The 23191-nt window shown below is 41.0% G+C and carries 23 protein-coding genes and 2 tRNA genes; 9 read left to right on the top strand and 16 right to left on the bottom strand.

The genetic code is table 11. The features are described 5' to 3' along the window. Positions 1-17 precede the first annotated feature (17 nt). From ruvA to carB, 5 genes are all read left to right on the top strand, one after another. A complete protein-coding gene (ruvA, locus tag K1X66_04930) occupies positions 18-617 on the top strand; it encodes a Holliday junction branch migration protein RuvA (GenBank protein ID MBX7157713.1) in 600 nt (199 codons plus the stop codon). Positions 618-764: 147 nt separating this feature from the next. Next, entirely contained in the window at positions 765-998 is a 234-nt protein-coding gene (locus K1X66_04935; GenBank protein ID MBX7157714.1) for an AbrB/MazE/SpoVT family DNA-binding domain-containing protein, read from the top strand. After that, the gene (locus tag K1X66_04940) at positions 982-1389 is read left to right on the top strand and encodes a type II toxin-antitoxin system VapC family toxin (protein ID MBX7157715.1); all 408 of its coding nucleotides are present in this window, start codon (positions 982-984) and stop codon (positions 1387-1389) included. Before K1X66_04935 ends, K1X66_04940 begins: the two co-directional genes overlap by 17 nt. A gap of 4 nt (positions 1390-1393) precedes the next feature. After that, positions 1394-2410 carry a Holliday junction branch migration DNA helicase RuvB gene (gene ruvB / locus K1X66_04945; GenBank protein MBX7157716.1) on the top strand — a complete coding sequence of 339 codons (1017 nt, stop codon included), beginning with the start codon at positions 1394-1396 and terminating at the stop codon, positions 2408-2410. Positions 2411-2422: 12 nt separating this feature from the next. Beyond that, positions 2423-5635, top strand: coding sequence for a carbamoyl-phosphate synthase large subunit (carB, locus tag K1X66_04950; protein ID MBX7157717.1), 3213 nt, complete (start codon positions 2423-2425; stop codon positions 5633-5635). Positions 5636-5638: 3 nt separating this feature from the next. On the opposite strand, the gene K1X66_04955 is transcribed toward carB, so the two are convergent. From K1X66_04955 to K1X66_05000, 10 genes are all read right to left on the bottom strand, one after another. Continuing rightward, a complete protein-coding gene (locus tag K1X66_04955; GenBank protein MBX7157718.1) occupies positions 5639-6340 on the bottom strand; it encodes a phosphoadenylyl-sulfate reductase in 702 nt (233 codons plus the stop codon). Positions 6341-6391: 51 nt separating this feature from the next. Further along, positions 6392-6465, bottom strand: a tRNA-Pro gene (locus tag K1X66_04960). 54 nt (positions 6466-6519) lie between these two features. Beyond that, positions 6520-7545, bottom strand: a complete 1026-nt coding sequence (ilvC, locus tag K1X66_04965; GenBank protein MBX7157719.1) for a ketol-acid reductoisomerase — start codon at positions 7543-7545, stop codon at positions 6520-6522. Positions 7546-7561: 16 nt separating this feature from the next. Next, on the bottom strand, positions 7562-8041 hold the full coding sequence (gene ilvN, locus K1X66_04970) for an acetolactate synthase small subunit (protein MBX7157720.1): 480 nt from the start codon (positions 8039-8041) through the stop codon (positions 7562-7564). A 57-nt stretch (positions 8042-8098) separates the two neighbouring features. Continuing rightward, positions 8099-8449 carry a ribosome silencing factor gene (gene rsfS / locus K1X66_04975; GenBank protein ID MBX7157721.1) on the bottom strand — a complete coding sequence of 117 codons (351 nt, stop codon included), beginning with the start codon at positions 8447-8449 and terminating at the stop codon, positions 8099-8101. After that, on the bottom strand, positions 8446-9009 hold the full coding sequence (nadD, locus tag K1X66_04980) for a nicotinate (nicotinamide) nucleotide adenylyltransferase (protein ID MBX7157722.1): 564 nt from the start codon (positions 9007-9009) through the stop codon (positions 8446-8448). Before nadD ends, rsfS begins: the two co-directional genes overlap by 4 nt. Positions 9010-9021: 12 nt before the next feature. After that, positions 9022-11001: a polysaccharide biosynthesis tyrosine autokinase gene (locus K1X66_04985; GenBank protein ID MBX7157723.1), complete on the bottom strand. Its 1980-nt coding sequence runs from the start codon at positions 10999-11001 to the stop codon at positions 9022-9024. A 37-nt stretch (positions 11002-11038) separates the two neighbouring features. Further along, positions 11039-11350 (bottom strand): hypothetical protein, encoded by a 312-nt coding sequence (locus tag K1X66_04990; GenBank protein MBX7157724.1) that lies wholly within the window; start codon positions 11348-11350, stop codon positions 11039-11041. Further along, on the bottom strand, positions 11329-11718 hold the full coding sequence (locus tag K1X66_04995) for a phage holin family protein (protein ID MBX7157725.1): 390 nt from the start codon (positions 11716-11718) through the stop codon (positions 11329-11331). The genes K1X66_04990 and K1X66_04995 overlap by 22 nt, the downstream gene beginning before the upstream one ends. 13 nt (positions 11719-11731) lie before the next feature. Further along, the gene (locus tag K1X66_05000) at positions 11732-12055 is read right to left on the bottom strand and encodes a DUF883 family protein (protein MBX7157726.1); all 324 of its coding nucleotides are present in this window, start codon (positions 12053-12055) and stop codon (positions 11732-11734) included. 167 nt (positions 12056-12222) lie between these two features. On the opposite strand from K1X66_05000, the gene K1X66_05005 reads away from it, so the two are divergent. Then, positions 12223-12306, top strand: a tRNA-Leu gene (locus K1X66_05005). Between the two features lie 118 nt (positions 12307-12424). Continuing rightward, complete coding sequence (locus K1X66_05010) at positions 12425-13828, top strand: DNA/RNA non-specific endonuclease (GenBank protein MBX7157727.1); 1404 nt, start codon at positions 12425-12427, stop codon at positions 13826-13828. 53 nt (positions 13829-13881) lie between these two features. Here the strand turns inward: K1X66_05010 and K1X66_05015 are convergent, their stop codons facing one another. The 5 genes from K1X66_05015 to K1X66_05035 all read right to left on the bottom strand — a co-directional run bounded on the left by K1X66_05015 (position 13882) and on the right by K1X66_05035 (position 20579). Beyond that, the gene (locus tag K1X66_05015) at positions 13882-16197 is read right to left on the bottom strand and encodes an SBBP repeat-containing protein (GenBank protein MBX7157728.1); all 2316 of its coding nucleotides are present in this window, start codon (positions 16195-16197) and stop codon (positions 13882-13884) included. 154 nt (positions 16198-16351) lie between these two features. Beyond that, complete coding sequence (locus K1X66_05020) at positions 16352-16972, bottom strand: Fe-Mn family superoxide dismutase (protein MBX7157729.1); 621 nt, start codon at positions 16970-16972, stop codon at positions 16352-16354. A 94-nt stretch (positions 16973-17066) separates the two neighbouring features. After that, positions 17067-17759, bottom strand: coding sequence for a hypothetical protein (locus K1X66_05025; protein MBX7157730.1), 693 nt, complete (start codon positions 17757-17759; stop codon positions 17067-17069). After that, a complete protein-coding gene (locus K1X66_05030; GenBank protein ID MBX7157731.1) occupies positions 17750-17989 on the bottom strand; it encodes a hypothetical protein in 240 nt (79 codons plus the stop codon). Before K1X66_05030 ends, K1X66_05025 begins: the two co-directional genes overlap by 10 nt. Positions 17990-18143: 154 nt before the next feature. Further along, the gene (locus K1X66_05035; protein ID MBX7157732.1) at positions 18144-20579 is read right to left on the bottom strand and encodes a U32 family peptidase; all 2436 of its coding nucleotides are present in this window, start codon (positions 20577-20579) and stop codon (positions 18144-18146) included. An 87-nt stretch (positions 20580-20666) separates the two neighbouring features. On the opposite strand from K1X66_05035, the gene K1X66_05040 reads away from it, so the two are divergent. Together K1X66_05040 and K1X66_05045 are read left to right on the top strand one after the other, a co-directional pair. Further along, positions 20667-22121 carry an NADP-dependent isocitrate dehydrogenase gene (locus K1X66_05040; protein ID MBX7157733.1) on the top strand — a complete coding sequence of 485 codons (1455 nt, stop codon included), beginning with the start codon at positions 20667-20669 and terminating at the stop codon, positions 22119-22121. Positions 22122-22137: 16 nt separating this feature from the next. Then, positions 22138-22605 carry a hypothetical protein gene (locus K1X66_05045; protein MBX7157734.1) on the top strand — a complete coding sequence of 156 codons (468 nt, stop codon included), beginning with the start codon at positions 22138-22140 and terminating at the stop codon, positions 22603-22605. Here the strand turns inward: K1X66_05045 and K1X66_05050 are convergent. Next, entirely contained in the window at positions 22598-23179 is a 582-nt protein-coding gene (locus K1X66_05050) for a thioredoxin family protein (protein MBX7157735.1), read from the bottom strand. The genes K1X66_05045 and K1X66_05050 overlap by 8 nt on opposite strands. Positions 23180-23191: the final 12 nt, after the last annotated feature.

Consider the following 23191-nt stretch of genomic DNA (forward strand, 5'->3'; position numbering starts at 1 on the left):
GAAAACCCGAAAAAGTTATGATCAGTTATCTTAATGGAAAACTTGTTCGATCTTTACCTACGATGGTAGAAATGGAACTCAACGGAATTGGTTACAACGTATTAATTCCCCTTTCTACTTACGATAAATTGCCCACTCCTCCTGCCGCCTTAAAATTGTTGACTCATTTTCATGTAAGAGAAGATGCCCAAATTCTTTACGGTTTTGCGACGGAAGAAGAGCGCTCTTTATTTCAACTTCTAATTAATCATGTGTCCGGTGTGGGACCTAAAATTGCTTTGGGTGTGTTGAGTGGTATTTCCGTCACTCAATTTCGAGCGGCGGTAGTGAATAATGATTTGCAAACACTTTCTCGCATTAAAGGATTGGGAAAAAAAACAGCCGAAAAAATGATCGTGGAACTGCGTGATAAAGTTGGCGTTTCAGCGGCGTGGGAGCAAGCATCCCAGGATTTAGCGCTTTCACCTCAAGCGCAAAGGGTCAATGATGCAGTTTTAGCTTTGATCGCTTTGGGCTATAAACAGATCGAAGCTCATCGGGCTATTAAACAAGTGCAAGAGAAGCAGCCTGAAGCTTTAGTTGAAGATTTGGTGCGTGAGGCGTTGAAAAGTCTTTAAAGTCAGCTATTAGCCGTTGGCAATTAGCTAACAGCTAAAAGCTAATCGCTCAGTAATTTTTCCTGTAATTTTGCAAGGGACTTTTGCCTGCGAAAAATTAATTGCCATAATATTGACTTTTTAAGTAAGAATTCATATATTAAAAGTATGAAAACAATCGTGTCAGAGAAAGGGCAGATTACCATTCCTAAATCGTTGCGAATGCGTTTGGGTCTTAAGTCTGGCACCGTCCTTATCTTTACCGAGCAAAAAGGCAAATTAATCGCTGAAAAAAAGAGTAGCCAGGATGTTTTTTCTCAGTGGCAAGGAAAAGGTCACATCCCTTTTGGTAAAACAACCGATGATTACTTGAAGGCAATTCGCGATGGTAACAGCCGTTGATACATCGGTTTTATTAGACGTTTTAACGAATCATTCTTCGTTTGCCGAAGTTTCTAAGTCGGCACTGAGACAAGCGTTTCAAGAAGGTTCTTTAATTGTTAATGAAACCGTCATTGCAGAATTGTCCCCTGCCCTATCGGCTTCACAATTTCGTCATTTTCTTGATGATTGGGAATTGAATTTTGTTCCATCTTCATTGGAAAGCGCTTTACTGGCTGGAGAAATGTTTCGTTACTATATCAAGCAAGGCGGCAAACGAGACCGTGTTTTGCCCGATCTTTTGATCGGCGCTCACGCCCAAAAACATGCCAATCGATTACTAGCTCGTGATCGAGGTTATTTTAAAAATTATTTTAAACATTTAAAAGTGTGGGATCCTTCGTTAAAGTGAGTTCATGAAAGGCAGTAAAATTGATGAGTTTAACCAAGAGGAAGATTCTTCTTTAGATCTTTCTTTACGGCCTATCGACTTTTCTGATTTTGCGGGTCAGGAAAAAATTAAGGAGCGTTTGGAGGTTTTAGTTCAAGCTGCTCATTCGCGCCAAGAACCTTTGGAACATCTTTTGTTTTGTGGACCTCCGGGTTTAGGAAAGACAACGTTGGCTAACATTTTATCAAAAGCGATGAATGCCAATCTTAAAACCACATCTGGCCCTGTGATTGAAAAAGCAGGCGATTTAGCCGGTTTGCTCACTAATTTGGAACGGGGAGATGTTTTGTTTATTGACGAAATTCATCGTCTCAATATGACGATTGAAGAATATCTTTATCCTGCAATGGAAGATTATCGTTTGGATATCATCATTGACCAAGGACCAAACGCGCGAAGTGTGCGATTGAATCTACCCAAATTTACTTTAATTGGCGCCACGACACGCGCGGGCATGTTAAGTGCTCCCCTACGCTCCCGTTTTGGTATGGTGAATCGTCTGGATTATTATGAAGCTGAAGATTTACAAAAAGTCATTCTTCGTTCTTCGCGAATTTTAAATATCGAGCTTGATGAAAGCGGCGCCAAAGAAATTGCACAACGTTCCCGAGGAACCCCGCGCATTGCCAATAACCTTTTGCGCTGGGTGCGCGATTATTCCTCAGTAAAAACAGCATCGACAATCACCCGTGATGTTGCTGACAAAGCCCTAGCCATGTTGGAAATTGATGAAGACGGTTTGGATGAAATGGATTTGCGACTTTTAGAAGCTTTAACGCAACGTTTCAATGGCGGACCGGTAGGCTTAAATTCTCTCGCGGTTGCGGTTGGTGAGGAAGCTGGAACTTTAGAAGAAGTGCATGAACCTTATCTCATCATGCAAGGATTTTTGAAACGCACGCCGCAAGGTCGAGTTGCGACCAAACGGACTTATGACAAATTTGGTTTAAAACCGTCTGGGCGACAACAAGAATTATTTTAAAATTCCACACTTATGCCGCGACGCACTGATATTCATTCGATTTTACTCATTGGTTCTGGGCCTATTGTTATTGGGCAAGGATGCGAATTTGATTACTCTGGCGTGCAAGCTTGTAAAGCGCTACGGGAAGAAGGATTTCGCGTCATTTTAGTTAATAGCAATCCGGCCACCATTATGACCGATCCGGAATTTGCCGATGCGACTTATATTGAACCGATCACGGTTGAAGTGGTGGAAAAAATTATCGCTAAGGAAAAACCGGATGCTTTGCTGCCAACATTAGGCGGTCAAACGGCTTTAAATACTGCCATGGCATTATCGGAAAAAGGCATTTTAAAAAAATATGGTGTGAAATTAATCGGTGCTAATGAGGAAGCGATTCGCAAAGGAGAAGATCGCCAACTTTTTAAAGAAGCGATGCAAAAAATTGGTTTAGATGTTCCTCTATCTGGCATTGCCCATTCACTCGAGGAAGCTCGCGAAGTAGCGAAAAAGATCGGCCGAATGCCGTTAATTATTCGTCCTGCTTTTACTTTAGGTGGCAGTGGCGGAGGTGTGGCTTATCATTTTGAAGAGTTTGAATCTATCGTCGCCCAAGGGTTGGCGTTATCACCCGTCAGTGAAGTGTTAATTGAAGAATCGCTTATTGGTTGGAAAGAGTTTGAAATGGAGGTGATGCGAGATCGTGCCGATAATTGCGTGATTATTTGTTCGATTGAAAATTTTGATCCTATGGGAGTTCATACGGGTGACAGTATCACAGTGGCTCCAATTCAAACGCTTTCGGATAAAGAATATCAAGCTATGCGTGATGCTTCGTTTGCGGTAATCCGCGAAATTGGCGTAGAAACCGGTGGCTCTAATATTCAATTTGCGATTCATCCAGAAAATGGTCGCATGATTGTGATCGAAATGAATCCTCGCGTTTCACGATCATCAGCTTTGGCTTCAAAAGCAACGGGTTATCCCATAGCCAAAATCGCAGCAAAATTGGCAGTGGGTTATACTTTGGACGAGTTAAAAAATGATATCACTCAAGAAACGCCAGCCAGTTTTGAGCCGACCATTGATTATGTTGTAACAAAAATTCCGCGTTTTACTTTTGAAAAATTTCCCGACGCTGATCCGACGCTAACTACGGCAATGAAAAGTGTTGGAGAAGCGATGTCAATTGGTCGCACGTTTAAAGAATCATTTCAAAAGGCGTTACGCTCTTTAGAGGTGGGGGCTTGGGGCTTGAGCGGTGGTAAACAAGGTGGTGACACTATTTTTTCAAAAGAAGATATTGAAAAAAAAATAAAAACTCCTTGTGCAGAACGGGTATTTTATTTGAGACATGCTTTTCGAGCTGGGATGTCGTTGGAGGTTATTTATGAGTTAACTCATATTGATCGTTGGTTTTTAAAACATATTGAGCAACTGGTTCAAGAAGAAGAAAAGATTCGGTGTCAGGGACTCAATAGTAAGGAATCTATTTTAAGGGCAAAGCAGTTAGGATTTTCAGATCGGCAATTGGCCCATTTCACCAATCAAACGGAGTCTGATATTCGAAAAAAACGTTATGCAGAAAAAATTTTACCCAGTTATCGTTTAGTGGATACTTGTGCTGCGGAGTTTGAGGCTTATACCCCTTATTATTACTCCACTTACGATTGCCAAGAAGATGAAGTTCGTAAGTCTGATAAGAAAAAAGTGATGATCTTAGGTGGAGGCCCAAATCGTATTGGTCAAGGAATTGAATTTGATTATTGTTGTGTTCACGCTTCATTTGCTTTGAAAGAGTTGGGCTATGAGACGATCATGGTGAACTCAAATCCGGAAACGGTTTCCACCGATTACGATACCAGTGATAAACTTTTTTTTGAGCCGCTAACTTTGGAGGATGTGTTGCATATTTATGAGCGCGAACAATGTTGGGGAGTTATCGTTCAGTTTGGCGGGCAAACTCCTTTAAATTTAGCGACGGGGTTGGCAGCAAATGGAGTTAACATTTTGGGTACTTCGGTTGAAAACATTGAAGCAGCGGAAGATCGCAAATTATTTCAACAGATGTTGAAGCAGTTAAATTTAAAACAACCTCCTAACGAAACGATTACAAGCGAATCCGAAGCACTTCGAGCTGCTGAACGTGTGGGTTATCCCCTGCTCATGCGTCCTTCGTTTGTTCTCGGTGGACGCGCTATGCGAATTGTTTACAGCGATGAGGAAGTCAAAACTTACTTGAAAGAAGCTGTGGAAGTTTCTTCAGAGCGCCCGGTATTAATGGATCGTTTTTTAGAGGATGCAATCGAGGTAGATGTGGATTGTGTGAGTGATGGTGAAATAACTGTGATTGGTGCTGTCATGCAGCATATTGAACAAGCGGGTGTTCACTCCGGTGATAGTGCTTGCGTTATTCCGGCTTTCTCTTTGTCCGAAAAAGCGCTTAGAGAAATTCGTGAAGCTACAAAAAAAATGGCCCAGGCACTAAAGGTTAAGGGTTTGATGAATGTTCAATTCGCTGTTAAAGAAGATGAAATTTATGTTTTAGAGGTGAATCCTCGCGCTTCGCGAACGGTGCCTTTTGTGAGCAAGGCCATTGGAGTGCCTTTAGCAAAATTAGCTGCAAAAGTGATGGCTGGCCAATCATTGAAAAAACTTAAGTTTACTGAAGAAATTGTTCCTAAATATTTTTCTGTAAAAGAAGCGGTTTTTCCTTTTGCAAAATTTAAACAGGTTGACATTTTGCTTGGGCCTGAAATGAAATCTACGGGGGAAGTGATGGGTATGGACGATAGTTTAGGGATGGCTTATGCGAAGTCACAAATGGCTGCACAACCTGCTTTACCTGCTCAAGGAAAGGTATTTTTTGCAATTAATTCAAAAGATGAACCACAGCTCAGAACATTAGCTCAAAAATTGTTGGATCTTCATTTTTCGCTCTGTGCTTATGATGAGACTGCTGATTTTTTTGAAAAAAATAATATTCCTTTCCAACGATTGACCCACGCGAATCAAGGGAACTCGAGCGTTTTGGAATTGTTAAAGCAGGGTGAGATTTGTTTAATCATTAATACGCCATCCTCCTCGGTTCAACGACAGGAAGAAAGACAATTTCGCACGCTAGCTTATCATCGAAAAGTGCCAGTTATGACGACAATACCAGGAGCGCAAGCGGCGATTCATGGCATGACAGAATTAAAATATGCAAATTTTACTGTAAAAAGTTTGCAGGAATATTTTTAGTCTTTATTTTTTTCGTTGCATGAAAGTGTGGATGCCACACTCCGTTTTATTAAAGCCAATCCAGCGACCAGCTCTTTCATTTTCACCTTCCGTAATTAAACGTGTGCAAGTGTAGCAACCGATGCTACGATAGCCGCGATCGTGCAAGGGATTGTAAGGTATTTTGTGTTGTTTAATATAAGCCCAAACGGCATCCCTCTCCCATTTTGCCATAGGATTTAATTTGATAATTTCTTTTCCCGGATCAACTTCGTAAAGTTCGAATACACCAATAGAAGCACGTGCTTCACTTTGCTCTCGACGCAAGCCGGTTATCCAGCAATCCAAAGTTTTTAGTTTTGCTTGTAATGGCACCACTTTTCTTAGGGTGCAACATTGGTCGGGTTCGCGCTCCCAAAGTTTGTCGCCAAAATGTTTGGCTTGTTCTTCTACGGTATAATCGGGAGTTAAGGTTTCTATTTTTATTTCAAAAAAATCTTCCAAACGTTTTTTTAGTTCTAACGTTTCTGGAAAAAGCAGGCCGGTGTCTAAGGTAAAAACAGGAATGGGTAGTTGATTGATTTTTGCTAAATGCATCATCACGAGACCTGCACCCTGAAAACTGGTTCCAATAGCACTTCGACTCGAAAATTTTTCCCAAGCCCATTTTAAGACATCTGGTGTTGACCAATCTTCTAAATATTCTGCACCTTCAAAAAAATCCATATTACTAATATTAACCTGAATGGAAGTGGGTGCTAGCTCAATACAAATTTTTCGGAGCGACAGGATTTGAACCTGCGACGTCTTGCTCCCAAAGCAAGTGCTCTACCAAGCTGAGCTACGCTCCGTAATTTTGCATAATCATAGCAAAGGTTTTAGCCATTGCAATCTTAGCGAATATTTTAATAAGCTGCTTGGGCGCCCTTGATATTTTTCTTTTTAATCCAAGGCATTAACCCTCGCAAGCGTGCGCCTACTTTTTCGATGGAGTGATTTTCGCCAGCTTTAAGAAGGGCATTATATTTTTTATAACCGCCTTCGTATTCGCGAATCCAGTTTTTAGCAAATTTGCCATTTTGAATTTCTTTAAGCGATTGTTTCATCCGAGCTTTGACACTTTTATCAATAATTTTGGGACCTACGCTGACATCACCCCATTTTGCAGTTTCAGAAATGGAAAAGCGCATGCCGCTGATGCCAGCTTCGTTAATCAAATCAACAATTAACTTTAATTCATGTAAGCATTCAAAGTAAGCCATTTCAGGTGAATAACCAGCTTCTACTAAGGTTTCATAACCGGCTTGAATTAAAGCGGTGCAACCGCCGCAAAGGACCGTTTGTTCTCCAAATAAATCGGTTTCCGTTTCCTCTTTGAAAGTTGTTTCAATCACGCCAGCGCGTGTGCCACCAATGCCTTTTGCCCAGGCTAATGCTAGTTTTTTGGCTGTGCCTGTCGGATTTTGATAAATAGCAATTAATGATGGCACACCTTTGCCCTCCAAAAACTGGCGTCGAACAATATGCCCCGGACCTTTAGGAGCCACCATAATGACGTTGACATTTTTGGGAGGAACTACCGTTTTAAAATGGATAGAAAATCCATGTGAAAAAACGAGTGTTTTACCTGCAGATAGGCTTGGAGCAATATCCCGCTTGTAAGCTTTGGGTTGTTTGGTGTCAGGGATTGCAATCATAATGAGATCAGCTCGTTTGACTGCTTCTGCTGTTTCGTATACTGAAAAACCTAATTTTTTTGCAACTGGAATCGACTTACTGCCTTTATAAAGACCAATAATTACTTTGACTCCACTTTCTTTTAAATTGAGTGCATGTGCATGACCTTGAGAACCAAATCCGAGCACTGCCACTATCTTACCTTTTAATGGTGCTAATGAGGCATCTTTATCATTATATATTTTTGCTGCCATAATTGTTTATTTCCTTCTATTTTTTCGTTCGTTTTAAAGCAATTTTGCCAGTGCGGCTTAAATCTAAGATTCCAAAGTTACCCATGAGTTCGAGAAATTTTTCTACTTTGCCTTCATCACCGGTTAATTCGATGGTAAGAGAGTGAGGCTGCACATCTACGATTTTAGTTCGAAAAATATCGCACATTTGCATGACTTCGCTACGGGTTTTGGAATCAATTTTTACTTTTACCAAGACCATTTCGCGGCTGACACAATCACCATTTTTAAAATCAATCACTTCAATCACGTCTACCAATTTATAAAGTTGCTTGGTGACCTGTTCCAAAACTCGATCATCTCCTGAAACTACCATCGTCATACGAGAGGTTTTTGGATCGTGAGTGGGGCCTACGTTTAGAGTTTCGATGTTATAGCCTCGACCCGAGAATAGACCGGAAACTCGGGTTAGAACTCCGAATTTATTCTCAACCAAAATGGAAATGGTATGTCTCACAAGCTTTATTGGATTGTAGGATGGTTAGACGATGTCTGCGGGGTGGTCAACCGGTTTTTATTTTTTCCTCCATTCGGCGTCGCCCCATAGTTGTTCTAAAGCGTAATGTTGACGCATTTTTTCGTGAAAAATGTGAATGATAAGATCGCCATAGTCCAAGATCATCCAATGACTGGTCGCGGTTCCTTCCACAGCGTAAGGTTTTCGTCCTGTGTCTTCGCGAACTTTCTTTTCTATTTCTTGAGCGATCGCTTTTAATTGTGGCTCGGATTGGGCGGAACAAATCAGAAAATAATCAGTAAAGGTGGGAAGCTTTTTGAGATCTAAAATAGTGATATCGGTTGCTTTTTTGTTTTCTGCGCTTTCACGACAGAGTGTAATAAGTTTTTTGGTGGTGACCGGTTTCATGAAGAATAAATTTTTTTCCTTTTGATATAATGAGCGACTTCTTCTGTTACAAGATAGCGAATCGATAAACATTTTTTGATTCGAGAACGAATTGCTGTGGCACTAATATCGATTCGACGAGTTAATAAAAATTTATTTCGGAGTGCTCCTTTCTTTGTTTCATCGCGATTTAAAAAAGTAAAGGTCACTTTTTGTTTCAACTCTTCAAAACGGTGCCACGTTTTTAATTTAGCGATTTGATCCGATCCCAATAACCAAAATAGTTTTGCTCGAGGAAATTTTTTTTGGAAATAGCTTACAGTATCAATCGAATAAGAAATACCACCCTGTCGAATTTCAAAATCATCCACTTTGAGCCGTGTTTCCCCTTTGATCGCCAGTTGCAACATTTTCAAGCGATCTTGGTTGCTAGCTACGGGATTGTGTTTTTTATGGGGCGATTGTGCGCAGGGAACAAAATAAAGTTTATCCCAACGAAAAGTTTCTAGCGCAGTGCGTGCTAAAATGAGATGTCCTTGATGCACGGGATCAAAAGTTCCGCCGTAAATTGCAATTTTCATTCTTGATTTAATTTACTTTTCCTCGGGGTCGTAATAATCATAGTAGGCAGTGTAAAATTCGTAAAGCTCATGTTCACGTGTGTCGACGTTATTAAATACAGCGCCTAAGATTTTTACGTTGTTTTCTTGCAAGATATTTTTAACTCGTTGTGCCACATATAGCGGGTATTGATGAGGTTTCACTACCATAATGACCCCTTGCACACCTCGGACTAAGCGCAATGCGTCGCTAACGCCGATAATGGGAGGAGCATCCCATAGAATCCATTCATAATCTTTTTTAAGTTCGGTCATGATTTCTTCTAACCGATCTGAATTGAAGCTTTGCATGGCTGCTTCGGTAACCAATCCACTTGAAATAAAATCGAGATTGGGTAGGCGTGTTGCAGTGATGGCTTCGGAAATCGACCGTGTTTGAGTCAATAGCTGACCTAATCCAATGGCATTGGGAAGGTTCAAAATTTTATGCAAGCGAGGTCGACGTAAATCAGCATCAACCAATAATGTTTTTGCGCCACTTTCAGCAATCACCCAAGCTAAATTAAAAAGCGTAGTCGATTTTCCCTCCCCCATTCCTCCGCTTATCAAGGTCAAAGTGCGACAGGCTGATAATTTATTTTCGATTTTTGCTTTTAATAAACGATAACCTTCAGCATGGGGCGAAGCGGCTTGGGCATGATTTAAGGTAGGCACATCTTGAGGAATGACCGCTAGCACAGAAATGCCTGTGGCGCGTTCAAATTGATCGATTGTTTTTACTGAACGATCCAGTCCGCGAATACCCAGTAAAGTAATAATGGCTAAACCTAAGGCGCCTATGCCACCGATGTTTACTAGTTTCACCCAATCAGGTTGCCAGGCGTGGCCTTCCACATCGCCACGAATTAAAATAGGCGGAGGCAGTTTTGAGGATTGATAGTTTTTTTGCAGCAACGTTTCATAAGTTTGCTCATCACGTTCCAATTGAGATTGTGCTTGGGTCAATTTATTTTGGAGCGAAATGATTTTTTCAGAAGGCGGTAAGGATTGTTGTATTTTCTGGGTTTCTTCCATCTCTTTTTTGAAAGTTTCCATTTTTTTTTCTGAAGCGATCATTTCATTTTCCATGTCTTGTCTTAAGCTCAATACGATGCTGCCCAAACGTTTTTGTATCCCTACTAGTAATTCTGCAGCTTCTTGAAAACGTGGATGATCTTTTCCATAGCCTTCGATTAAGAGCTGTTCCATTTGCGCTTCCAAGTCGCGATATTGCGATAGCAAATCAGAAATCAGACTGGTTTCGACGCCTGTTTTGATAAAATGATCCGCTAGATCGATAGACGATAAATCCTTAACGAGGTTCCATTGCCTTTTTTTTTCGTCAAGGAGCGCTTTCTCTTCTGCCCAGCGTCTTTCGAGTCCTTCCGATTTTTGTATTTCGGCGAGATGGTGAGTAGCTTGATTGGTGAGCGTGGAAAGTTGGCTAGATAACGTTTGAACGAGTAAGGTTTGTTTTTGGATCGTGTCACGCAAGTCAGCGGTGTTTTCTTCTAAATCGGGATTCAAACGTCGTTGATAAAAAAAGGTGTAAGATTGGGCCACGGCTCTGGCAATAGCCATCGCTTCATTGAGCGAATTTCCGGTTACTTGAATTTCTAAAAAAGAACTTGATTCGTAAGGAATAAAACGGATTTTTTTAAATAAAAGACGATAAGTATTTTCCAGAGTTAAAGGAGATTTAGACTCAGAACTCCAACGTTGGTTCAGGTGTAACTGTTCGATGACAGGATAAAGGATGTCGCGTTGTTTGAGACTGGTTTGATGAAATTCGATTTCCTTACCTGAGGAAAAAGAACGGGTTAATTCTAAAGTGGCTTTTGCTGTATACTTTGGCGCATGATAAAAATAAAAACCCGTTGCCAGCAAAAAAAAGCCAAGAAAAAACAACACTAATTTTAGTAAGTTGAGGGAAAGATAGCGAATGATAGTATTGAAAGAAAAACCATTCGCCATGAATAACTCATTAAAAAAAATTGAAATTCTAAATAGTTTATTTGCGTCGTCGCAATAAAGGTAAAACTACTTTACTTGCTAGTAATAAGCCAGAAAAAAACTTGGCAACGCCCGATTTATGAGAGGATTCTATGGTTGGAGGTTTTTCTTGTTTTTGTTTTTTTAACAAGCTTCGGATGGCCAAAAAGGCAGCGATACTTTTTGCAAAACCGGCTGCGGCAAAACCTAGTTTGGCAAAACGCCAGGCGGGCCTTAAATTTCTGGCTTGTTGTGTAAGGCTCGTTCGCTGTTGGGCGATATGGGTAATGAGATTTTGCTTTTGTTGGGTTAATTGTGAGAGCGAAGCCATGAATAATCCTTTCGAAGTTCTTCAATCGTTGCTTTAAAGGGAGGAGTTGCTAATTTAACCTGTCGGATAACGATCCAAACGGATAATCCTGTTAAAAGCGCGTAAAGAGCGCTCAATGCCCACACCACAGCATAGCGATAATCGGTTTCCCAGGTGGAGATGATAATTGCTGCTGTGAAAGAAAAAAGAAAAAGGAAAAATAAAACTACACCGATGATAGCGCTAACAAAAAGGATAAAAACACGTTTTTTTTCTTCCTGCCATTCCAGGCAAAACAACTCCATTCGCGTTTTTATCGCTTCTAGGATCGATTCGGATAAATGTTTAATGGATGAAAACCATGAACCAATGCGAGGGGGAGCGCTCATTTGCTCAAGAAAATTAACGACGATTGAGCAGGATACCTACCAAAACACCGATGCCAAATCCAATACCAATGGATTCCCATGGGCGATCGTGAACAAAATCGTCAGTTACGCGCACAGCTTCGCGTCCTTTGTCTTTGGCTACGCTTTCTAATTCGTCGAGTTGTTTTCGGGCTTTTTGCATGCCGTCATTTAATTTTTCTTTAAGTCCTGAAGCTTTATCTCCGAGTTGTCCTGAAGCTTCTTTTAACAAAACCTCGATATCTCCGATGACAGTCTTAAAATCGGAAATTAATTTATTTTTTGTATTAGTTTTTGTCATAGTAGTCGCTTCGCTCATAAGTTTTCTCCAGTTTAATTAATTGTCCTAATCTAAAATAATAGTAATAGTGAAAACTTGCAAGCGGTTTTAGAAATTGCAAATGCATGAGAAGGCAAGTGAAGGTTAAAAATGTGAACTTGCAGGTTATTAAGAAAATTTTATGATTTTCTTTTTCATGTGCCCATGCGCGAGTGGCGAAATGGCAGACGCGCTAGATTCAGGTTCTAGTGGGGAAACCCATGGAGGTTCAAGTCCTCTCTCGCGCACCATAACATAACAAATTTTGGCCCAACCAAGAAAATATCAAAAAAGAGAGTCGGAGTTGAAGACGGACTCATTGCTACTATTTTAATAGTTAGACAATTAATAAAAAAGGTTATGGATGTTATGAGAAAGAAAATTAATTTAGTTTTCGCGCTTGCTACAGGAATGCTGTTGGGTTTGTATCAAGCCAATGCAGTTATCGATGTATCGCTTCAAATGCAGTTGGGCAATCCAAGCGGGGCAACTTCTGATACCAATGATCACAATCATTACCTGATTACGCGCCCTGTTCAAGCGCTCGATTATAACGACAGCAAGGGACATGCAAATTGGGTGAGTTGGGATTTGACGTATGAAGATTTGGGCAAAACCATGCCCTCAGAATATTTCTTCACCGATAACAGCTTGCCTCCTAACTTTTATCATGTAAAGGACAAGGATTATAATGGGGTCAATGCTATTAATTTCAATCGGGGACATTTATGCCCATCTGCGGATCGAACCGATACCGATACTCATAACAATATGGTTTTCTTGATGTCTAACATCATACCCCAATCGGCTCACAATAATAACACTGTTTGGAAAGATTTAGAAAGTTATTGTCGTTCGCTTCTTGCGAAAAACGAACTTCTCATTATGACTGGGCCAAGTGATTGTGGAAAAAATACGCTTCCAAACGGCAAGATATGCATCCCTTCTAAAATCTGGAAAATTATCGTGGTTGTTCCGCGTGGTAAAGGCACGGCGCTAAGTAGGATTACGACAACAACCAACCGGGTAATTGCTGTCAGCATTCCAAACGTTACGAATGGACTGAGCAATGCGTGGCACGATTACATCACCTCTGCATATCAAATTGAACTTGATACGGGGCTCAAGTTTTTCACTGCCTTGCCAGAAGTCATTGCCTCCGCTTTCCGAGCCAAGATAGATGACTTCGCCAATATAAATAGTGTTACACTCGTTGGGTGGGATGCGAGCGGCTCGACTAACTTTGGTCTCTCGCCACTATCGCCAAATTCCAAGGCTACCGGGTTGACCGTTGTTGGTCTTACGCGCGGCTTAGGTGTTTACACAAATGGCGTCGCACCCAAGCGTGCGTGGGGCGGATCGACATTTACAAATAAAAGTTCGGCCAAAGCCATTGCTGCAAATCAATTCATTACTTTTTCAGTTGCGCCCAAAAATGGTTATACCGTTTCTTTTACCAGCATCAACAAATTCGATTATCGACGCTCCGGGACTGGGCCAAGTAAGGGGCTCGTGCAATACCAACTCGACTCAGGTGATTTTGTCGATGTCGCGAATGTTTTCTTCACTGATAATACACCATCCGGTTCGTCCATTGCGCCAATTGATCTCTCGGGTATTACAGATCTTCAAAATGTCGGTTATGGAACGAATGTTACATTTCGCATTGTGATTTGGGGCGGCACAGGTCCAACGGGCAAATGGGGCATTTATGATATGGCGTATTCACCTGCTCCTGATTTCGCTCTGGCAGGCACTGTCTTGACTGAATAAAATAGAAAACATCAGTCTACACTCCATCCGTATTAGTCATTTACTCTTGTTGCCTAGCGATTTCTTATTTCCCACTGGGTAGAAAAATTAGGTAAGACAGCAGCGTTGTTAAATTTCACTTCGCTATTAAATTTAGGATTTGCAAACCAGATCACACGTTGCTGAGTGCCCTTATTTTCCAAAATGATATCGGAACGATTATCATTATTAAAAAATCCTGTTCCAACAAATTCCCAATTGCCCGCAACGCCAAAGGAAAAACCGGTTTGAATCTCTAAATTATCGCTCATTGTCCAAATTACTTTTTCTTTGGTAATGGTGTTTTGCCAAACAAGGTCAGTGCGTTCGTTGTCATCGAAGAAACCGCTCCCAACGATTTTCCACTCTGAGGGAACAATAGGCAAAAATGCTCCAGAAAAAGGTGTGGTGCTCCACATAAACCAGATCAACCGTTCTCCAGTTTGATTGTTTTGCCAGACAATATCAGTGTTGCCATCATTATTAAATTCGCCTGTTGCGGCAATTTGCCAGTTGACATCAATGGTTCCAAGAGAGACTGACTCTTTTACTTTATTTTGATTAGGGAAAACTGGATCTAGCAACCAAATTTCTCGTTCTCCCGTGACTTTATTTTCCATGAGGATATCCGAATGCACATCCCGATTAAAATCGCCGACGGCCGCAATGCGCCAATTGGGCGATGGCATAAAACCATCTTTTTGAATTTTAATTCCTCCTTGCACTTTTTGAAATCCATTCATCAACCAGATTTCGCTATCGCCCGTTAAGGTGTTTTGAAATAAAATATCAGTATCCAAAGAAAAATCGAATTTAGCGCTATTGGCTCGCAACAAGCCGTTCCGTCCATTTAATTTTACGCTGAAAAATCCAGTTTCAAGATCAGCAAATTGTGCTAATCCAATACCGGGATCAAAATCCACTGTGCCTTTGTATTGTCCGACAACGATTGCATTTCCCTCATTGTCACTAGCTAAATCATGAGGGGTATTAAAATTTATCTCGCCTCCCTGAAAGGCTTGAGCCCAGCGAAAATTGCCTGATCCATCCACGCTTGCGGTAAAAATGGTACTCAGGGAAATTCCATTAATAGTCTTAGTTTCTGGTCCGGGATCAAAATCTACTACATCATTAAAAGTTCCTGTTAGAAAAATAGGCTCTGTCGTAAAGGGCTCTGATCCGGTATTGGATTTGTCCAAAGCTAATGCATAAGCGCCTTCATTGCCAACTCCTCCCATGCGTTTCGCCCAAACGAAATTTCCATCTCGATCCAATTTCGCAACATAGATATCATTACCTCCAGCGCTCACTAGATTAAAAATGGGACCATTAGGGTTAAAGTCCACTGTATTAGCAAACCACCCACAAAAAACTATCTCATCCGCAATATCCAAAGCTAAATCGCTGAGAACCTCAGCGTTGCCTCCTCCAATTCTTTTTGCCCAAACAAAATTTCCGGAAGCTGTAAGTTTAGCAATAAAAATATCATACTCTCCCGCACTGTTTAATAAAAATTGTCCTGCTCCAGGATCAAAATCTGCCGTTTTTGTAAAAATACCACCCACGTAGACATTGCCTGTGCGATCCACACCGATGGCCTTGCCATATTCATAATCGTTTAGAGATCCGGTGCCTCCTTTCCCACCCATTTGCTTCACCCACACCAAATTTCCTGCGGCATTCAACTTTAAAACAAAAATATCATTTCCAGCTACAGGAGTTAAAATGGTTTGATTCGCGCTCGGATCAAAATCACATTTCACAAAAAAACTACCGGTTATTAAAATATTGCCTGACGAGTCCACAGTGAGTCCTCGTGGTTTTGCTCCACCAATACCCATAGGCGTTTGTTGTCCTTCGATCTGTTTCGCCCAAACAAAATCCCCATTATTATTTAATTTTAACACGTACATCTCAAAGTCATCTTTTTCCAACTCAAAGACACCAGGTCCGGGATCAAAATCCGTTTTGGAAGCAAATGAACCAGTCAAAATCAAATCTTGAGTTTTCGAATCAATTTTTAAATCTCTTGCGCTAATGCCGTCTTGATTATGAATATGCTTTACCCATATTAATTGACCCGCCGGAGAAAACTTAGCAATGAACATATTTTCACCTTCATCCGTCAAATTGAGAACACTTAAAGGAGAAGGATCGAAATCAAAACTTTCACCATTACTTCCATCAAATGAACCCACTACAAAGGCATTGCCATGAATATCGATTGCAACAGCATCAATCCATGATGCCATGTCAGGATTATTATTACTTTCAATCAAAGTAAAATTATCGGCACGTAAAAAGCTGATGACAGAAAAAAAAGTAAGGGAAATAATATTAAATAATCTCATGTTAACTCCTTATTTTTAAATTTTGTTTTATAAATAATAAATTACATATTTTAAAATAGTCAAAATTTTTTTTGATAAAAAAAGCCCCAGTATTACTGGAGCTTTTTTTATTGAATAATACTAGTTAAACTAGCCTGTAAAGTAATATTTTCAATTATAAACCCTTTGGCAACCGGGCATTTACAGCATGCCAGTCGATATATTTAATAAACTCATCAATATAAGCAGCACGAGCGGTATAAAAATCACTATAATAAGCATGTTCATACACATCTAGTGCTAATAAAGGTGTCACATTCCATACCGGAAAAGTGTCCTGTGCATCACCGATATAATTAAACAATTTGCCCGTAAAGTGATCAATACCGGTCCAAGCCCAACCGCGACCCGACATGCCGGTTGCTTTCAGTTCCTTCACATAATTATCGTATGAACCAAAATCGCGATCAATTAATTCCGCAATTTTGCCAGAAGCTTTGCCATCCCCTCCTAAACAATCGAAATAAATCTCATGATTTTTCAATCCGCCAATAGCAAACGTTAAACCCGTTTTCAAAGAGCGCAACGTAGAAAAAATCTGATTCGCTACCGCAGCATCAGCAGGATCCGGCACTCCTAACTTCTCCAAAGCTTGAAAAATCCCATTCGTTTTATTCACATAACCCGTGTAAAGCTTCATATGTTCTTCATGGGTTTTGTCCGAAATCTTCCCCGTTTTCCCTTTCACCTTCGCCAATAACTGTTCCTGCTTATTTTCGTATTGTGGATATTTCATATCAATTTTCTTTCTTTTATAATTTGTCCGATTTCCTTTATGAGCAGAATAAAACGACTTTTCCTCAAGTCAATCCCTCACCAAGCCGTCTTGTCTAAAAAACAACAGTCCAAGAAACTGTCTTTTCCCACCTATCTATTTCTCCCACAGATAAAACATCCACACCAATCGTTGGTGTAATATCCTGTTCTTTTAAAGCCGTGTAATCGGCCAAAAATTTTGATTTTTCTTTCTCTAAAAGAGTGAGATCTTTTCTTATCACTTCATTTTCTATTAAAAATTTTTCATCCAAACAAATCACTCCTTCCCCACGAAATAATAAATTGATATCAACCCGATGCCATACTTGCACCCCAGCCGCAATACGAATCGCCTCTCGCGATTGCTCTTCGATCCGCAGATCGCCCGTCACCTCCAACAAAATTTTTCTTTTTTTTTCTGGCTCTTGTGAAACTTCAATAATAGAAGAGCATCCACCCCTTTTCGTCACATTCATTGCCCATTCTACACTCGCCCATAAATCCGATAACAAAGATAATCCTCCATAAATAATACTCTCTTCCAATTCCAACTCTCTTTGACGCGCGCTAAATGCGCAACCAAAACAATGCACTCCTTTTAACTTTTGCCATTCCGCTAATCCCAGAACTCCTTCATCCACAGCATATAAATAAACCGAATACCCTTCCCTTAGCGCCTCCTCAATTTTAACTCGCGCCTCAATAAATCCCTTTGAAACAGGTCCCGCTGCCAAGAGCACACCTAAACGTTTGATAGCTATGCCCACAAAAGCCGAATTCCTCGAGACTTCACCAAAATTGGGATTCCCTCCTCACACACATATAACATCTTCTCATCCTCGCGAATTAACCCTTGTTTGATTATCTGTCTAACGGGTGTGCCATTGCGAAAACATAAAAAGCCCATTTCTATAGCCGCATTCAATCGCGGTAATTCATCCTCTTGCAACCATCTTAAAGCTTGTTGAGAGCTGGGACAAACCAATACCGATAACAATCGCTGATCTATCCCCTGCTTTTTGGAATAGCAATGACACTTTTTACTTTGTAAAAAAGAGAGAAAACTCACTCTAATTTTATGCCGCCATTTAATTGGGAAAGCAACGTTTATTAGTGGATAGGGAAAGAAGATGGGACTAAACTTCTGATTCTTAAGTCAAATGGGTTACTCCCAATTGTTGCACTACCTTTAACTTTTTTACCAAATCTACAGATGATAATTTGCTATGCACCAAAGCCAAATAAGTTTCAATAACCCGTTGCGTTTGCTCTGAAGTTTCTCGCAAAAGCTCAATACGAAAATCGCGCGCTCCGGCCTTTATAAATTCTTTAAAAAAAATGGCGCCACTTTGTGCTTTGGCGTGAAACATAGTATTTCTGCATCCCACATCTGCAACCACGGGATGCTCCATTCCTACCCGATCGCGTAGCCGGACTGCATGCCGATCACATGGTCTACCACAATTGGTGTGATCCGTACCCGAAGAAAGAAATGCAGCAAACACGCAATGCTCCATATGAAAAAGTGGCATATGCTGATGCAACGTAATTTCAAACCAATCCGCTGGCGCTTTTTGCAACAAATCTAACGCTTGCGATTCATTCAGATCGTAAGACAGAGTTACGTGTCGCAACCTTTGCTTGATAAAATAATGAGCCGTAATTGGATTGGTCACATTCAGCGAAAAATCGCCGATTTTTTCTAATGAACTTTCCCTGAAATAGTGAACACCTCCTAAATTGCGAATTAAAACACCGTCTGGCTCCGCCCGCTCAACAAGTCGAAAAATTCCTTCTTCGCCCGCTTTTTGAATGCGTGGTGTAGCAAGAAAAATTCTCGTTTCTGTGTGACAATTTTGCTGACGCGCCCAAGCTATGGCGTCACGGTAACGTTTTACATCTTCAAAATCTAGATAGATTCGCGACACCCCCAATCCCCAAGCTGTTTCCATCTGCTCTTGATTGCGACACAAAACGGTTAAATGAACAGTTGAAGATTGAGAAGCTGGTGTTTGATGGAAAGGAAAGATTTGTTGAAAATCCAGATGTTGAACTTTCATCTCATGCTTATTTTTTTTCTGCTCCTGAAACTTCGTTTTCTCTTTATTTAACTGTTCCACTAATAAGCGGCGCATCCGATTAAGCTCGCTTAGAGGCAAAATCACAGACGATTCCAAATCGCAATGCAATGATCTTAACTGGAAACAAGTTCCTCCTAAGCGTCCCAAATTTTGTTGCAAAACTTCTTTGGTTAAGGGTTGTTTTTCAGCTAATTGGAGTTTGATTTTTGATTTTATCTCCACCTCGCCCACTTCACTTTTTACTTTCACCCCAAGAGGCTCACTTATCTTTCCAGAAACTGAGAAATCCAAAGACGTTTTCGATTCAATATCCAGATCGCGATAAGTCCGCTCCAATTCACGATTGAGTTGAGGATCATCGGTCTTACAAACCCATGTTCCTATTTTTAATTGATTGAGATAAACATGTTGCGGTGAAAAAAAAAGACGCATCCCTTCGACACGGTAAATACGACCCCCCGCTTCATTTTCTAAGTCTTTTAAATCTTCAAAAACGACTCCATCACCGGCCTTGGCTGGTGCTAGCAAACGCTCTAATTCCAACCAATCTTTTCCTATCCTAACAACTTTTCCCAACAAAACACCCCGCTTTTTTCCATATCGACCATGAACCAACTTCTGATGATTCACCCCATGCATCCAACCCGAAAAAAGTCCGCGCGAAAAAACCATTTCCAAACGATAACGGTCTTCAGGTGAAAGGTGTTCGACAGCGCCATCAATTGCCTTCCGATAAACTTGGGTGATCGCAGCAACATATTCTGGCGATTTTAAACGACCCTCAATTTTAAAACTTTTTACTCCTAAGCGAATAAGTTGCGGAATCTCTTGCACTGCCATCAAATCCTGCGGCGAAAGCAAATAACGACGATCTCCCAACTCTTTTAAAACCCCATCTACTATAAGCTGATAAGGCAAACGACATGCCTGAGCGCACTCTCCTCGATTGGCGCTACGTTGCCCCAACGCTTCACTGGTTAGACATTGACCGGAATACGCCACACACAACGCGCCATGCACAAAAACTTCTAAAGGCACCTTGATTTGATCACGAAATTTTTCCAACTCGCGTAAAGAAACCTCTCGTCCCAACACAATCTGTTTAACACCCAATTTTTCAATGAATGCAGCGCTTTCAGGTGAAGTAATCGTCATCTGGGTTGAAGCATGGACTGCCAGCTTGGGGGTCAGTTGCTGTGCTAATCTTGCCAAGCCAATATCTTGCACAATCACCGCATCCACATTGGCGTCTTCCAACAAAATTAACTGTTTGGCAGCTTCCTCCAGTTCTGAAGTAAAAATTAAAGTATTAAACGCTACATAAGCTTTCACCTGATGTGCATGCAAAAAAGAAACAATCTTCCCAATATCTTTTTCAGTAAAATTATCCGCTCGCAACCGCGCATTAAATCGTGACAAACCAAAATAAACCGCATCCGCTCCGTTTGCCACGGCAGCACGCAAACAGTCCCAATTTCCGGCGGGTGCTAAAAGCTCAGGTTTCATTTTTTTAAAAAAACAATGGTCAAAATGTAAAATTCTATTAAATAAGTTTCCTTAATATAACTGACAAAACGTGAAAGATAAATCATTATGAACAAAGTTCCTATTACAGTAGCTAACGGTGATGGCATTGGTCCTGAAATCATGGCAGCCACTCTCCACATTATCCAAGAAGCCGGTGCGCAACTTGAAATTGAAACTATCGAAATCGGAGAACAAGTTTATCTTCGCGGCAACTCTGCCGGCATTGAACCCAGTGCCTGGGATTCTCTTCGTCGCACAAAAGTTTTCTTAAAAGCTCCCATTACTACACCTCAAGGCGGTGGATTTAAAAGTTTGAATGTGACCGCTCGCAAAGCCTTAGGTCTTTATGCTAATATTCGTCCCTGCGTTTCTTACCATCCTTTTATTCGCACGAAACACCCCGTGATGGATGTCGTGATTGTTCGCGAAAATGAAGAAGATCTCTACGGCGGCATTGAACATCAACAAACTACGGATGTCGTGCAATGCTTGAAACTCATCAGCCGACCTGGCACAGAAAAAATCGTTCGTTACGCGTTTGAATATGCCAGAGCTAACAATCGTAAAAAAGTCACCTGCTTTACTAAGGATAACATCATGAAAATGACCGATGGCCTTTTTCATAAAATTTTTGATGAAATCGGAGAAAAATATTCTGATATCGAAAAAGAACATTGGATCGTAGACATTGGTGCTGCCAAAATGGCTGACACACCCGAAGCATTTGATGTGATCGTGTTGCCTAATTTATATGGCGACATTCTTTCTGACGTAGCCGCACAAATTGCTGGTTCTGTAGGACTTGCTGGTTCTGCTAACATTGGCACTCAGGCTGCCATGTTTGAAGCCATTCACGGGTCTGCTCCACGCCGTGCGGGTCAAAATTTAGCCAACCCTTCGGGACTCTTTTTAGGCTCTATCTTGATGCTTTTACATATCGGCCAAAATGAAGTTGCCGAACGTGCCCATAATGCCTGGCTTCGCACGATCGAAGACGGCATTCACACCTACGACATCTTTAAAGAAGGTATCAGCACCCAAAAAGTAGGCACGAAAGAATTCGCTGAAGCCGTTGTGGCGCGCCTTGGAAAGAAGCCGGAAAAATTAAGAGCCGTTTCTTATAAACAAACCGGCAAGAGCGCCTTGTCGCAAACTCCAGTGTATGTGCGACCTAAAGAGAAAAAAGAATTAGTTGGAGTCGATGTTTTTATTGAATATATTTCAGGCAAACCTCAAGACTTAGGCGCAAAACTTCAAAAGTTAGAAGCCGATGGTCTTAAACTGGAAATGCTTTCCAATCGCGGCATGGCGGTTTGGCCCAAGACCATGGAAGAAACGTTTCTGGTGGATGTTTATCGTTGTCGTTTCAAACTGCCAGATGACAGCAAGCAAGTATTGCCGCACGAAAAAGTGACTGCGTTACTCGATCGTGTAACTCGAGATGGCTTGGAATTTGTCAAAATGGAATTGCTTTACAACTTCGACGGCAAACCCGGTTTCTCTCGAGGACAAGGGCAGTAATAAGCTACGCTAAGTAATGCGAATTCTACGTTTCGTTTGTGAAACTCCCATTAAAATGGGAGTTGAAACCATTTTTGAAAAAATTCAAAATTTAGAAAACTGGACTTCATTCAAAGGCTACGGCCCCTTGCCTGGAATTCGTAAAACGGAATATGCCGTAAAAACTAATGGAATTACTGGTTCTGTGGTTCAAGTGGAAAACACGGATGGATCTCGTCACACGGAAAGTTTTCTGGAATGGATTCCTGAACAAAAGATTGTGATAAAGCTGAGCGATTTTTCTTCACCACTCTCAAAACTTTCGACTCACTTTATTGAGACATGGAGTTTTCTTTCTTCGGGCGATTCGCGCTTAATGCGGCGAGAATTCGAACTTTATCCGAAACATTTTATGGCACTACCATTTTTGTGGATCATTGCTCAATTAATGAAAAAAGCGGTCAATCGTCACTCCGCCTTCATCGCTTCTCAAACATCTATTTAAAATAATCGGGAGCATTATCAGTCTTCCATTTAATGTTGCAACCCATACTCGGCTTTTGCTCAACCGAAATATGCCTGCCAACCAATAAAGCATCAATTGCCGCTCGCAAATCTTTACCCGTCACAGGAATATTATTACCCGGTCGACTGTCATCAAATTGCCCGCGATAAACTAACTCTTGTTTCACATTAAATAAGAAAAAATCCGGTGTGCATGCCGCATGGTAAGCTTTCGCGACCTCTTGCGTTTCATCATAAAGATAAGGAAAATGATAATGAAACTGTCTGGCTTCTTCCGCCATTTTTTTAGGACTGTCTTCAGGATATTCCGAAGCGTCATTGGAGCTAATGGCAACAAACTTCACTTCTTTCATGAAATAATCTTTCGCAATATCCACAATGCCTTGCCTCAAATGTTTTACATAAGGACAATGATTACAAATAAACATCACGACCAAACCCGGTTTCGTTGAAAAATCCTGAGGAGAAACCATTTTCCCCGAAACCACATCCGGCAACTGAAAATCCGGTGCTTTCGTGCCCAAAGGCAACATGGTAGAAGGAGTGAGAGCCATAATTAAGAATCG

The organism is Verrucomicrobiia bacterium (genome assembly GCA_019694135.1).
Taxonomy (GTDB): Bacteria; Verrucomicrobiota; Verrucomicrobiia; order JADLBR01; family JAIBCM01; genus JAIBCM01.

Excerpts from the sequence above, each read along its gene's own strand:
- ruvA (MBX7157713.1), top strand. The coding sequence starts at position 18 with ATGATCAGTTATCTTAATGGAAAACTTGTTCGATCTTTACCTACGATG.
- K1X66_04935 (MBX7157714.1), top strand. The coding sequence starts at position 765 with ATGAAAACAATCGTGTCAGAGAAAGGGCAGATTACCATTCCTAAATCG.
- K1X66_04940 (MBX7157715.1), top strand. The coding sequence starts at position 982 with ATGGTAACAGCCGTTGATACATCGGTTTTATTAGACGTTTTAACGAAT.
- ruvB (MBX7157716.1), top strand. The coding sequence starts at position 1,394 with ATGAAAGGCAGTAAAATTGATGAGTTTAACCAAGAGGAAGATTCTTCT.
- carB (MBX7157717.1), top strand. The coding sequence starts at position 2,423 with ATGCCGCGACGCACTGATATTCATTCGATTTTACTCATTGGTTCTGGG.
- K1X66_04955 (MBX7157718.1), bottom strand. The coding sequence starts at position 6,340 with ATGGATTTTTTTGAAGGTGCAGAATATTTAGAAGATTGGTCAACACCA.
- ilvC (MBX7157719.1), bottom strand. The coding sequence starts at position 7,545 with ATGGCAGCAAAAATATATAATGATAAAGATGCCTCATTAGCACCATTA.
- rsfS (MBX7157721.1), bottom strand. The coding sequence starts at position 8,449 with ATGAAACCGGTCACCACCAAAAAACTTATTACACTCTGTCGTGAAAGC.
- nadD (MBX7157722.1), bottom strand. The coding sequence starts at position 9,009 with ATGAAAATTGCAATTTACGGCGGAACTTTTGATCCCGTGCATCAAGGA.
- K1X66_04985 (MBX7157723.1), bottom strand. The coding sequence starts at position 11,001 with ATGGCGAATGGTTTTTCTTTCAATACTATCATTCGCTATCTTTCCCTC.
- K1X66_04990 (MBX7157724.1), bottom strand. The coding sequence starts at position 11,350 with ATGGCTTCGCTCTCACAATTAACCCAACAAAAGCAAAATCTCATTACC.
- K1X66_04995 (MBX7157725.1), bottom strand. The coding sequence starts at position 11,718 with ATGAGCGCTCCCCCTCGCATTGGTTCATGGTTTTCATCCATTAAACAT.
- K1X66_05000 (MBX7157726.1), bottom strand. The coding sequence starts at position 12,055 with ATGAGCGAAGCGACTACTATGACAAAAACTAATACAAAAAATAAATTA.
- K1X66_05010 (MBX7157727.1), top strand. The coding sequence starts at position 12,425 with ATGAGAAAGAAAATTAATTTAGTTTTCGCGCTTGCTACAGGAATGCTG.
- K1X66_05015 (MBX7157728.1), bottom strand. The coding sequence starts at position 16,197 with ATGAGATTATTTAATATTATTTCCCTTACTTTTTTTTCTGTCATCAGC.
- K1X66_05020 (MBX7157729.1), bottom strand. The coding sequence starts at position 16,972 with ATGAAATATCCACAATACGAAAATAAGCAGGAACAGTTATTGGCGAAG.
- K1X66_05035 (MBX7157732.1), bottom strand. The coding sequence starts at position 20,579 with ATGAAACCTGAGCTTTTAGCACCCGCCGGAAATTGGGACTGTTTGCGT.
- K1X66_05040 (MBX7157733.1), top strand. The coding sequence starts at position 20,667 with ATGAACAAAGTTCCTATTACAGTAGCTAACGGTGATGGCATTGGTCCT.
- K1X66_05045 (MBX7157734.1), top strand. The coding sequence starts at position 22,138 with ATGCGAATTCTACGTTTCGTTTGTGAAACTCCCATTAAAATGGGAGTT.
- K1X66_05050 (MBX7157735.1), bottom strand. The coding sequence starts at position 23,179 with ATGGCTCTCACTCCTTCTACCATGTTGCCTTTGGGCACGAAAGCACCG.